We start from the raw sequence: 11,684 nt of genomic DNA, 5'->3' as shown, positions 1-11,684 counted from the left end.
TTCAATAATCGCCGGCTGCTGGAGCCTATCGGAAACATTCCGCCGGCCGAGGCTGAAGAACGCTACTACGCCATGCTGGACGAGCCAGCCATGGCGGCGTGACTCAAACGAAATGGCCTCCGGGAAACCCGGCGCGGTTCAGAGCGCGTCCTCAACCGCATCAATGCGTGGCCTCGCTACGCGCCACGATCCGCCCGGACAATTTTCTCGCAGCAGCAAGCTCGCCGCACCACGCGGCCTGATCAGTGCGTGGTGAATCAAGCCCGAAATCGATCATCGCACTGGAAGGACAGCACCGGGGGCGACGGTTGTCGCCCCCGGTGCTGAGCAATCTGTCTACTTCGTCGCTACCATGTGGCATCCACCTTCCTCGATGGGGCGGAACGCTTCCTGGGCGGGGATGACGCGGACGAGATTGTAGTAGTCCCAAGGCCCCTTGGACTGCTCGGGCGTCTTGGTCTCGAACAGGTACATATTGTGCAGCTTCCGGCCGTCGGCCCGCACCGTGCCCTTTCCGAACAACGGGTCATCAGTGGGCAGTTCTTTGGCCACCTCGACGACGCGCTTGCCGTCCGTCTTGGTGCCGGCCTTCTCGACCGCCTTCAGGTAGTGGAGCGTCGCGGAATAGGCGCCGGCCTGGAGCTGGGTGGGCATCCGGCCGCCATTGCGCGCGGCGAAGCGCTTGGCGAAGGCACGAGTACCGTCGTTGAGGTCCCAGTAATAGGCCGCCGTGAACTGGAGCCCCTGCGCCGCCTTCAGGCCGAGGGAATGCACATCGGTGATGTAGAGCACCATGGCCGCAAGCTTCTGGCCGCCCTGGGCGATGCCGAATTCGGCCGCCTGCTTGATGGAATTGATGGTGTCGCCGCCCGCGTTGATGAGGCCGATCACCTTCGCCTTGGAGCCCTGAGCCTGCAGCAGGAATGAGGAGAAGTCCTGGGTATTGAGAGGGGTGCGGGCGCTGCCCACCACCTTGGCGCCCGAGGCGGTGAGAATCTTGCGGACGTCAGCTTCCATGGTATGCCCGAAGGCGTAGTCGGCCGTCAGCAGATACCAGGTGTCTCCGCCCGACGCGACCACGGCGCGCGTGGTGCCGGTGGCGAGCGCGTAGGTGTCGTAGGTCCAGTGGATGCTGTTGGGCGTGCAGGCCTTGCCGGTGAAGTCCGACGAGGAGCCGCCCGAATTCATGAACACCTTATTCTTCTGCCGTGCGATCTCGGTGACGGCGAGCCCTACCGCTGAGTTGGGCACGTCAACGATGGCGTCCACCCCGTCCTGATCGAACCACTGTCGGGCGATGGAGGAGCCCACATCCGCCTTGTTCTGGTGGTCGGCGGAGACCACTTCCGCCCGGACCTTGCCGCCTGCGGCAAGATAGTCCTCGGCGGCCATGCGCGTGGCATCCACGGCGCCGGAGCCGTTGGTGTCGGCATAGAGACTGGACAGATCGGTGAGGACGCCGATCTTGACTGCGATCGGCTTGTCCTGGCTCGGCTTGTCCTGGGCCGCCGCGCCCGTCGCCATCATGATCACGCTTGCCGCCGCGGCCGCGGCTAGAAACCCACCCACCTTCATGCCTCATCCTCCCTTGCGCGGGGGCGTTCACCCCTCATTGACATCGGCTGCGCACTTGTACCATGGTACAAATATATTCACGAGGCAAGGCGCATGAGGACGGCATGTCGGAACTGGATGTGAAACAAGTCGAGGCGGTCGCGGTGCTGACCCTGGACCGGCCGAAGCGGCGCAATGCCATCGGCGCCGAGGTGATTTCCGATCTCGCTGAGGCCCTTGCAGGGCTCGATGCCGACGCCAGCGTCCACGCTATCGTGCTGACCGGTACGGCGCCCGGCTTCTGCGCCGGCAGCGACCTGAAGGAGCTTGCCGGTACCGACCTTGCCGGCATGATGGCGCACGAGGCCCATACCGCCGCGGTGGCGCGTTCCATCGCCCTCATGAGCACGCCGGTGGTCGCAGCCGTTGACGGGTTCGCGCTCGGCGGCGGCTTCGTTCTCGCCATCTCGTGTGATGTCGTCGTCAGTAGCGCCGCCGCGCGCTGGCATCTGCCCGAGGTCACCATCGGCTGGATTCCGCCGTGGGGCCTGCAGACCATCGTCGCCCGCGTGGGGCCGGTCGCCGCGCGGCGTCTCACCTGGGGTGCGGAAGCGTTCGACGGGCGCGAGGCCCATCGCCTCGGCATCGCCGACTATCTGGCTGCGGAGGGCGAAAGCGTCCTCGAGGCGGCGCTCGGCCATGCCGGTCGCCTCGCCGCGCTGCCGCCCCCCGCCGTCGCCTCGACCAAGCAGTTCTTCGCGCCCATGGCAGCGGGCGCCGGCGAGGCCGCGGACGCCTGGGCCAACCGCCTGTTCGCCGGCAATTGCGCCCATCCTGTTGCCAAGGCGACCCTCGCGCGCTTCGGAGTGAAGTCATGAGCAAGCGCATCACCGCCGAGGATGCCGCTGAGCTGATCCGCACCGGCGACACCGTCGCAAGCGTCGGCGTCATCGGCTGGATCACCCCCGACGCTTTGCTCAAGGCCGTCGCCGACCGCTTCGGCGCTGAGGGTGCGCCGCGCGACTTGACCTTCTATTTCCCTTGCGGGACCGGCGATTCCATCGACATCCGCGGCATGGATCACGTCGCCGTCGAAGGCCTGATGAAGCGGATCGTCTCCGGCTCCTACGTGAACCCGCTCCACCCAGTGAAGCGCACGCGGCCGGAGCTGATGCGGCTGATCCGCGAGAACCGCATCGAGGCCTACAGCTGGCCCATAGGCGCCAGCATGCACTGGCTGCGGGAGGTGGCGCGCCGCAGCCCCGGATATATGACGCAGATCGGCCTTGGCACCTACGCCGACCCGCGGCTCGGAGGCGGCAAGTTCACCAGCCGCTGCACCGACGAGCTGATCGAGCTGATCGAGTTCCGCGACAAGGAATATCTCTTCTACCCGACCTTCCCCCTCAACGTCGCCTTCATCCGCGCCTCCTCGGCCGACGCGTTCGGCAACCTCTCCTACGAGGACGAGGCGCTCATGTCGTCCAATACCGCGCTGGCGCTGGCCACCAAGGCCTGCGGCGGCATCGTGGTAGCGCAGGTGCGGTCGGAGGTGGAGCGCCACACGCGACTGGCGCAAGACTGCCGCGTTCCCGGCGTGCTGGTGGACCATTACGTGGTGGTGCCGGACCAGATGTCCGGTACCGACAACCGCTTCGATCCCATCTATCTCGGCGGGCGCCGGGCCACCCCCGACGTTCTGCCGCGCCTCCCCCTGGGGGCGGACAAGGTGATCGCCCGCCGGGCGGCGCGGGAGGTTAAGCCGGGACTGACCAGCATCTTCGGCTTCGGCGCCTCCTCCGACGCGCCACTGGTGATGGCAGAGGACGGCCTGTTCGACAACGGCGCGATCGACAACTACCAGTTCACCACCGAGCACGGCCCGTTCGGCGGCGTGGTGATGAGCGGCTGGCAGTTCTCGGCCAACATGGGGCCGGAAGCGCTGCTCGATGGCTTGCAGCAGTTCGATTTCATTGACGGTGGAAACTGCCCATTTGCCGCGCTCGCCTTCGCCCAGTTCGACGCGGCATGCAATGTGAATGTCAGCTGGTTCGGCGCGAGCAATCCGGGCGCCGGCGGCTTCATCGACATTGCGCATAATGCGCGGGACCTGGTGTTCACCGGCACCTTCACCACCGGCGGCCTGAACTGCGCCATCGCCGATGGGGGCCTGTCCGTCGTGCGGGAGGGATCGGTGCGGAAGCTGGTCGCCAGCGCCGACCACGTCACCTACCCGGTGCGCACCGGCGTGATCGAGCGCGGGCAAACCGCCAAGCTCCTTACCGAGCGCGCCGTCTTCCAGGTGGAGGCGGAGGGGCTCGCGCTGGTCGAGGTCGCCAAGGGCATCGACGTCCGGCGGGACATTCTCGAGCAGATGGAGTTCGCCCCCCACCGCATCGCGGAGCCCCTGCCGATGATGGAGGAAGCCTTGTTCGCCCCCTGACGACGACGGCGAAGGTCCGCCGAACCACAAGAACGACCGGGAGGAAAAAATGACAATAAAGCGGTTGATCCTTGCGCTTGCCGTCACCCTAAGCGGGCTGGGCGGCGCTGCACAGGCGGCGGACAAGCCCGTGAAGATCGGCGTACTGACCGACATGAGCGGCATCTATTCCGATTTCGGCGGCCCAGGCTCCGTGCTCGCAGCACGCATGGCGGCCGAGGATTTCGGCGGCAAGGTCGGCGGCGCGCCGGTGGAGATCGTCGCGGCCGACCACCAGAACAAGGCGGACGTGGGCTCCTCCATCGCGCGGCGCTGGTTCGATCAGGACGGCGTCGAGGCCATCGCCGACGTACCCACCTCCTCGGTGGCGCTGGCGGTCGCGGAGATCGCCCGCGAGAAGAACAAAGTGCTGCTCGTCTCCGGAGCCGGCACCTCGGACATCACCGGCAAGAACTGCTCACCCAACACCGTACATTGGACCTACGATACTTGGGCGCTCGCCAATTCGACCGGCGGCGCGCTGACCAAGGCCGGCTACGACACCTGGTTCTTCATCACCGTCGACTATTCCTTCGGCTACGCCCTGGAGCGCGACGCGAGCGACTCGCTGACGGCCGCCGGCGGCAAGATCCTCGGCAAGGTCCGCCATCCGGTGGGCACGTCCGATTTCTCGTCCTTCCTGGTGCAGGCCCAGGCCTCCCAGGCGAAGGTCGTGGCCTTCGGCAATGCCGGCGCGGACACCATCAACGGCGTCAAGCAGGCGGCCGAATTTGGCCTCGTGCAGGGCGGCCAAAAGCTGGCGAGCATGCTCATCACCCTAAGCGACATCCATGCGCTCGGCCTCAAGGCAGCACAGGGGCTGGTGCTCACCGAAGCTTTCTACTGGGACCTCAACGATGGCACCCGCGATTTTGGTAGGCGCTTCGCCGCCCGCAACAACGGCGTCTATCCCAACATGGTCCATGCGGGCGTCTACGGCGCCGTGATGCACTATCTCAAGGCCCGCGCCTCGGCAGGCACCGACGACGGCAAGGCCGTGGTGGAGAAGATGAAGGCGACGAAGACCGACGACCCGCTGTTCGGCGTAGGCGAGATTCGCGCCGATGGGCGCAAGATCCACGATCTCTACCTATTCGAGGTGAAGGCGCCCGGCGAGAGCAAGGGCACCTATGATCTCTACAAGCTCCTGCGAACCGTCCCTGCCGCAGAGGCGTTTCGCCCCCTGGCGAGTGGTGGTTGCAATCTGGTTCACTGAAGGAACTTGAACGGTGACGCAATCCCTGGACCGGCGGGCACAGCTTGCCCTTGATGCGGATGTTCTAGTCGTCGGCGGCGGCGCATCCGGCTTGGCCGCCGCCGTCGTGGCCGCACGGCAGGGCGCCAAGGTGGTGGTGCTGGAGCGCTACGGCTTCTGCGGTGGCGGGGCGGTGGCCGGACTTTCCGGCACCCTGTGCGGCATGTATGCGGCCACCGACAATCGCGCCGCGCCGCCGCTCCAGATGGTCCACGGCTTCCTCGACGAGTTCGTCGCGGCGATGGAGTATCGCGGTGGCCTCGCCGAGCCGGTGCGCTACGGCAAGACCTTCACCCGCGTGCATGATCCCCTCGTCTGGCGGGAGGCGGCCGATGCGCTGCTGATGGAAGCGGGGGTGCAGGTGGTCTACCACACCACCGTGGTGGGTGCTCTGGTGGAGGGCGGCGAGCGCATCGAGGGCGTTGCCGCCTATACCAAGGAGGGCCCGGCCACCATCCGCGCTAAGGTGACGGTGGATGCCAGTGGCGACGCAGACGTGGTGGCCATGGCCGGCTTTCCCTTCTTCGTCGGGCAGGATGGCCGGGTGCAGAACCCCACCATGATCTTCCGCCTCATGGGCGTCGACACCGCGCGCTTCCTCGCGACCTATGGCGAGGACACCATCATGGGAGAGGAGGTTTCGGCCCTGATCCGCGAGAAAGGCGCCGGCAACGGCTATGACCTGCCGCGGGCGAAGATTTGGCTGTTTCCCACTACCCGGCCTGGCGAGCTGCTGTGCAACTGCACGCGGGTGATTGGCGCCGACGGCCGGGAGCTCAATCCCCTATTCGCGCGTGACTTCAGCGAGGCTGAGATCGAGGGGCGGCGGCAGGTGCGCGAATATGCGCGCTTCTTCCGCGACCACCTCGCCGGCTGCGAGGCCAGCTTCGTCAACGACACAGGCGTCCAGGTGGGCGTGCGCCAGACGCGCCAAGCGAAGGGCATCACCACCCTGCGCAATGCCGACATCCTGGCGGGGGCGAAATTCCGCAACGGGATCGCCCGCTCGCCCTGGCCCATCGAGCTGCACTCTGGCGCCAAGCCCCGGGTGGAGTGGCTGCTGGATGATGTCTACGAGATACCCTACGGCTGTTTCGTGCCCGAGCGCGGCGAAGGGCTGCTGACCGCGGGGCGGTGCCTTTCGGCGGAGCACGAAGCGGTCGCCTCCGCCCGCGTGACGGCCCAGTGCTTCAGCTATGGCCACGCCATCGGCCATGCCGCCGCCCTTGCCGCGCTGGAGGGCATCGCCCCCCGGGACATCGACGGTGCCGACCTGCGCGCGTTGCTCAACCGGGACGGCGCGCGCCTCGATTGAGGGCGTCCCACCGGAAGACATTATGCGGCGTTGCAGTGCAGCGACCGACTGGCATACACTTCGTCAAGTCTTCCCTCCGTCCACTGTGTGCGTGTGAGCGATCTTCCTCTTCAGACTGCCATTTCCAGGGGCTCCGCCAATGCCGAGCTGCGGCTCGGCGATCAGGCTTACGAGGCGCTGGAGGAACTGATCGTGACCGCCACCCTGCCACCGGGCAGCCTGTGGTCCGAAGCCGGCCTCAGCGAGCGCACGGGAATCGGCCGCACTCCGGTGCGGGAGGCGTTGCAGCGCCTTGCGGCCGACCATCTCGTTGTGCTCCTGCGGCGGCACGGCATCAAAATCACCGAGGTGGAGGTAGGCAATCAGTTGCTGGTGCTGGAAGCGCGCCGCGAACTGGAGCGCCTCGTCTCCGTCGCCGCGGCGCGGCGCGCCACGGCGGAGGAGCGCGAGGCGCACGTGGCCGGCGCGCGTGAACTCCACGATATCGGCGAAGCGCGCGACCCCATCCGCTACCTCAGAGTTCATTTCGCGCTTAAGAAGTTCACCTGCGCCTGCGCGCGCAACCCCTATGCAGCGCGAGCGCTGTCGCCGCTGCATGCGCTTTCGCGTCGCTTCTTCTATGTTCACCGCGAGCGCTTCGGCGACCTGACCGAGGTCGCCCGCGTGCACGCAGACCTCGCCCTCGCCATCGGCCGAGGCGACGAGGCGGGCGCGGCTGCCGCCTGCGATGCGATGACGGATTATGCGGTAGAATTCACCCGCCGCATCATCATCAACGGCTGACCCCGGCCCCCGTCGCCTGAGGGACTGAGCCTTAGCGCGCGGCGACCGCCTGCTGGCGCTGGCAGCCGAGCCCCGCGATCTCCAGCTCAACCACGTCCCCGACCGTAGCCAAACGGGATCGCTCTTCATGCCCATGCCAAGCCCGGTGGCGTGCCAGTGGCGACGATGTCGCCGGTCTTGAGGGGCAGGTAGCGGCTGCAACAGGCGACAATCTCCGGGACGCCGAACATCTTGGTCAGTGTGTTGCCGCTCTTCATGTGCAGGCCGTTCACGTCGAGGCGCATGTCCAGGTCCTAGGGATCAGGCACATCGTTCTTGGTGACGAGGATGGATCCCACCAGGCCGAAGCTGTCGCAGCCCTTGCCCTAGTCTCACTGAGACGACTGCATCTTGAAGGATGCGCTCCCAGGCCGACGGAGACCGAATTGTTTCCCGCCAACAACGCGCCGGACAGCGCGGGCGAAGCGCGCTACCTGTCCGGCGTGCCCACGGGTCGTTCGGAGTACGGCAGGAAACCGCCCCGCTGTCGCGTTCATGTTGTCAGACGATACGGCTTTCATCACCAGCCAGACGTTGCATGTGGCTAAGGTGCCTCGATCGGAAAGGCGACGTTCTGATTTCAGGTGAATGTCGGGATTGGGAGGCGCAGCCAGTGTCCGCTTCTGGCGCAAAGCGGACGTCGCTAAAGGGCCGTCGAACGTCAGCAACGTGTCAGAGCGCGCCGAAATACCGACCCTGAATCGTGTTGTTCCAAGTGGGCCCTCTTGCTAGGTCCCATCAAGCTTGACGCCCATGGCGCGGTCATCCAGATCTCGATTTTCTCCGGCTCCGTGAGGATTACCGGCATTGCCTTCGGGTGGATGCTAGCGACCGGCTCACTCGGATCCGTGGTAAAAAAGCAGAAGAGGTCCATGGTCTCGATGCCGTCTTGATCTTGCGGACGCAGGTCCAGACCAGCCGTCAAGATCCCGGCGAAGAATGCGAGCAGTAGCTCCTCCGAGAACGTGAACCAGATATCGCCGCTAACCGACGGGACCAGCTGCAGCTTCCCAGCGCCGGGAAGCCTCTAGGGAGGGCGACACTCAGGCCTGCTGCGCCAGCGCCTCGAACACGCGGGCGACCGCTTCCGCGCCGGGGTCCACCACCCCGGCGAGGTCGGTGTCCGACAGGTAGCTGGACCGGCCGACACGGGCCACCGTCATCGCTGCGGTGGTGTCCGCCCCGGCCCGCGCTGCACGGGCGGCGGCCGCAAGCGTTTGCCCCTCCGCCAGCGCCGCGATCGCTGGGCTGAGCGCATCGATCATGGTGCGGTCGCCGGGCTTCGCTCCACCGTAGAGGCTCATCCGCCCGACCCCGGCATTGAGCGCCGCGGCAACGTCGGCGCCCCGGCTGAGCGCCACCCCAGCCGCCGCTGCAAAGATCGAGAGCAGTACACCGCTCGATCCGCCCATCACCCGCGACAGACGCTCTGCGATGGCCTCGCACAGGGCGGCCGGATCGGCGAGCGGCAGGAGATCGAGATCCTCCTCAACCTTGCGGGCGGCGCCGGCGAACGTGGATCCGGTGTCGCCGTCGCCGACCCGGGCATCCAGCGCATCCAGCTGCGGCTGGGCGGCGATCAGCGTCGCGCAGACGGCGCGTAGCAGGGCGCGGGTCGCCGGGTCCTCCGACGGCACCGCCGCATGCCCGGCAAGCCGGGCCGAAGGCGCAACCACCGCGATCGGCCCCGGCGCGCGGGCCTCCGGCCAAGCGGGCACATCGACCGGAGCGGTCAGCCAGGCGCGCCTGTCATCGTCGAGCGGAAGGAACGACAGTGAGAAGCCACACATGTCCAACGCCGTCACGGCACCCGCGGGGCCCAGCACCAGCGCGATGCGCGCCCCGACTGGGCTCTTCAGCACCTCGCGCAGAACAATGGAGAGTTCCAGGGCCGGGACACCGCCGAGATTGTTGACCAGCAGCGCGAGTTGGGGCGCCTGATGCACGTCGGTTCGGAAACGGGAGATCATGTCGGCCACAAGTTGTGCCGCGCCGGGCAGCACGATGCGCTCCAACCCCGGCTCGCCATGGATGCCGAGGCCGAGTTCGGCATGCCCGTCTTCCATGCGTCCTTCGGCGGCGCGCCCGGGAATGCTGCAGGTACTCGTCGCTACCCCGAGCGATTTCACCGACCCCGCCGCGTCGGCGGCCCGGCGCCGCACCTCGGCGAGCGGCAGTCCGGCGGCGGCGGCGTGTCCGGCTGCCTTGTGGACGAAGATGGTGCCGGCGATGCCGCGCGGACGGGGATTGTCCGGCAGGGCGATGTCGTCCCCGACGATCACCATCTCCACGTCCAGCCCAAGGGTCCGCGCGCGCTCGGCGGCGAGGCCGAAGTTGAGCCGGTCGCCGCCGTAGTTCTTGACGATCAGCAGGCAGCCCGCCGGTCCAGTCACCGCGAGGATGGCCGCAAGCACCGCATCCACCGTGGGCGAAGCGAAGATGTCGCCGCAGACGGCGGCGTCCAGCAGCCCTTCGCCGACGAATCCGGCATGGGCCGGCTCGTGCCCCGATCCCCCGCCGGAGATGACCGCCACCCGGTCGGCCGGCCGATCGGTCCTCAGCACGACCTTGATCTCGGGATAGCCATCGAGCCGGGCCAGCCGGCCGCCAGATCCCAGGATGAGGCCATCGATGGCGTCGGCGACCAGCGTTTCGGCGGAGTTGTAGAAATGCTTATTCACGGCAGTCCGTCCTCGCGTTCCCGCAGGGACCATAGCCGCGTCGGCGCCGGTATCACCAGCGCCACCGTCAACAAGGATGGCGCGCGCAACCTGTGGATGGCATGCCTTTCGGGACAACAGGCGATCATTGCCATGATCCCATCTCGCCAGGGGCGGCCTCCTCATCCGGCGAAACGCCCATCAGCAACTTCCAAACGGGCTCCGGCGTCCGGGCGATCGATCATCCTCCGAGTGGAGATTACAAGTCCAGGACGAGGCGTGGGCTCGCCGAGAGCGCGACGCAGGCGAGGAGGCTTCTGCGGCGTTCTTCCGGGCTGAGGGCACGGTCGCGGTGCAGCGGGAGGCTGGACAGGCTCAGTGCGCCACATCCGCCGAGCTGCGGCGGTTGGAGCAAAGCAAGTTTGCGCTGATGTGCCAAGCCGACGCGGTGGCGGGCGAAATCGCCATGTCCGCGCCACGCGGCAGGAGGATGTGGCCTTGAAGCTGGGCGCTCTGCGTTCGTTTCTCGGCGGCAATGAACTGCCGAGGTGGGTCGCAGACATGGCGCAGGATGAAGAGGCGCCGTCCGAGACGCGGCTGCTCGCGAGCATTTTGCTAGACGCTGTAGTGGCTTAGGGTGAGGTGGCGTGGCGGTGACGGATTTCTGAAGCAGGTTTGGAAATCCGCTCGGCGCGTTCCGAGGACGTGCATTTTCGCACAACCGCACCTTTCAACCAGTTTTCAGCGGCCCGCCGAAATCCAGCATTCTCGGTCGGCAGTGCGCAATTGCGCACAACGGATGTTTCAGTGAGCTTAAGATGAGTATCGGCCGGCGGATACAGTCATTCGTGAATATCGCGAAGCGGCACTACAGATCAAAAACTGTAACCAAGGGCCTTGCCCCGGTCTGCAAATCATTTTACGAATAAATCAGCTCGGGGAGACGCGCAGGACGTGCTGAAGACCGACCCCTCACATCTCTGCACGTCCTGTCTAAGAGCGCTATCGCGCGCAATTCGTGCAGTTCCTGTCAATCAGGAGCCGTACTCGCACGATGGTCGGCTCCTCCCAGTGGAGCGCACTATGTCCGCCCTTCATCACGTTGAAGATAAGTCGCTTCGTCATCCGCCTGCGGGCTGGAGCGGCGAGCGGCTCCTGACCATCCGCGACCTCATGGCTCTTGCGGGACTCAAGAGCCGCACGGGAGCTGAGTCGCTGGTTCGCCGCGCGGGCTTCACCCCTGTCTACCTGGGCCGGAACGTTCGGTTCCGGGAGAGCGAGGTGAAGCGGTTCCTTTCGGGCGAAGCGTGACCGCGAAATGAAAGAAGCCCGTCCGTTGGCGCGGCCGGGCTTCTGGGCACTCGAAGGAATATCAGCATGATCCGTATCGTCGAAAATGAAGCTGATTGCAAGCCGTCTGCATCAGTTTCCTATAATTTCTTTATAAAAAACCCTGAACGGAAGGCGTTTGTTGATCGAACGGACTATTCCGATGTCAATTTTATTGACGTTGAAACCCTCGATCATACTGAACACTCACGGCGCATTGGCATCATGCTCGACCTTGGGTTCGAGCAGTGGACGGTCCACGAGCGC

10 protein-coding genes are annotated in these 11,684 nt (G+C 66.2%); 7 read left to right on the top strand and 3 right to left on the bottom strand.

Annotated elements, in window-relative coordinates; all coding sequences use genetic code 11:
* Window positions 1-336: 336 nt before the first annotated feature.
* Window positions 337-1,527: an ABC transporter substrate-binding protein gene (locus tag ACE3QW_RS10970; protein ID WP_374251533.1), complete on the bottom strand. Its 1,191-nt coding sequence runs from the start codon at window positions 1,525-1,527 to the stop codon at window positions 337-339.
* 152 nt (window positions 1,528-1,679) lie between these two features.
* On the opposite strand from ACE3QW_RS10970, the gene ACE3QW_RS10965 reads away from it, so the two are divergent.
* The 5 genes from ACE3QW_RS10965 (at window position 1,680) to ACE3QW_RS10945 (ending at window position 7,389) form a co-directional block, all read left to right on the top strand.
* Window positions 1,680-2,432: an enoyl-CoA hydratase/isomerase family protein gene (locus tag ACE3QW_RS10965; RefSeq protein ID WP_374251532.1), complete on the top strand. Its 753-nt coding sequence runs from the start codon at window positions 1,680-1,682 to the stop codon at window positions 2,430-2,432.
* Window positions 2,429-3,997, top strand: a complete 1,569-nt coding sequence (locus ACE3QW_RS10960) for an acyl CoA:acetate/3-ketoacid CoA transferase (protein WP_374251531.1) — start codon at window positions 2,429-2,431, stop codon at window positions 3,995-3,997. Before ACE3QW_RS10965 ends, ACE3QW_RS10960 begins: the two co-directional genes overlap by 4 nt.
* Before the next feature lie 49 nt (window positions 3,998-4,046).
* Window positions 4,047-5,252 carry an ABC transporter substrate-binding protein gene (locus ACE3QW_RS10955; RefSeq protein ID WP_374251530.1) on the top strand — a complete coding sequence of 402 codons (1,206 nt, stop codon included), beginning with the start codon at window positions 4,047-4,049 and terminating at the stop codon, window positions 5,250-5,252.
* Window positions 5,253-5,265: 13 nt separating this feature from the next.
* Window positions 5,266-6,606 carry an FAD-dependent oxidoreductase gene (locus ACE3QW_RS10950; RefSeq protein ID WP_374251529.1) on the top strand — a complete coding sequence of 447 codons (1,341 nt, stop codon included), beginning with the start codon at window positions 5,266-5,268 and terminating at the stop codon, window positions 6,604-6,606.
* Between the two features lie 93 nt (window positions 6,607-6,699).
* Window positions 6,700-7,389 carry a GntR family transcriptional regulator gene (locus ACE3QW_RS10945; protein ID WP_374251528.1) on the top strand — a complete coding sequence of 230 codons (690 nt, stop codon included), beginning with the start codon at window positions 6,700-6,702 and terminating at the stop codon, window positions 7,387-7,389.
* Window positions 7,390-7,514: 125 nt separating this feature from the next.
* Here ACE3QW_RS10945 and ACE3QW_RS10940 read toward each other — a convergent pair whose 3' ends face one another.
* Together ACE3QW_RS10940 and ACE3QW_RS10935 are read right to left on the bottom strand one after the other, a co-directional pair.
* Window positions 7,515-7,673, bottom strand: coding sequence for a fumarylacetoacetate hydrolase family protein (locus ACE3QW_RS10940; protein WP_374251527.1), 159 nt, complete (start codon window positions 7,671-7,673; stop codon window positions 7,515-7,517).
* Between the two features lie 798 nt (window positions 7,674-8,471).
* On the bottom strand, window positions 8,472-10,109 hold the full coding sequence (locus tag ACE3QW_RS10935) for a dihydroxyacetone kinase subunit DhaK (RefSeq protein WP_374251526.1): 1,638 nt from the start codon (window positions 10,107-10,109) through the stop codon (window positions 8,472-8,474).
* A 1,062-nt stretch (window positions 10,110-11,171) separates the two neighbouring features.
* Here ACE3QW_RS10935 and ACE3QW_RS10930 point away from each other — a divergent pair.
* Both ACE3QW_RS10930 and ACE3QW_RS10925 read left to right on the top strand, forming a co-directional pair.
* The gene (locus ACE3QW_RS10930) at window positions 11,172-11,399 is read left to right on the top strand and encodes a hypothetical protein (protein WP_374251525.1); all 228 of its coding nucleotides are present in this window, start codon (window positions 11,172-11,174) and stop codon (window positions 11,397-11,399) included.
* Between the two features lie 66 nt (window positions 11,400-11,465).
* Window positions 11,466-11,684: hypothetical protein (locus ACE3QW_RS10925; RefSeq protein WP_374251524.1), on the top strand; the 219-nt coding region annotated here is incomplete at its 3' end.

Origin of the sequence: Xanthobacter sp. (assembly GCF_041911315.1) — a bacterium.
Lineage (GTDB): Bacteria > Pseudomonadota > Alphaproteobacteria > Rhizobiales > Xanthobacteraceae > Xanthobacter > Xanthobacter aminoxidans.
This window is presented reverse-complemented; position numbering and strand designations above follow the sequence as displayed.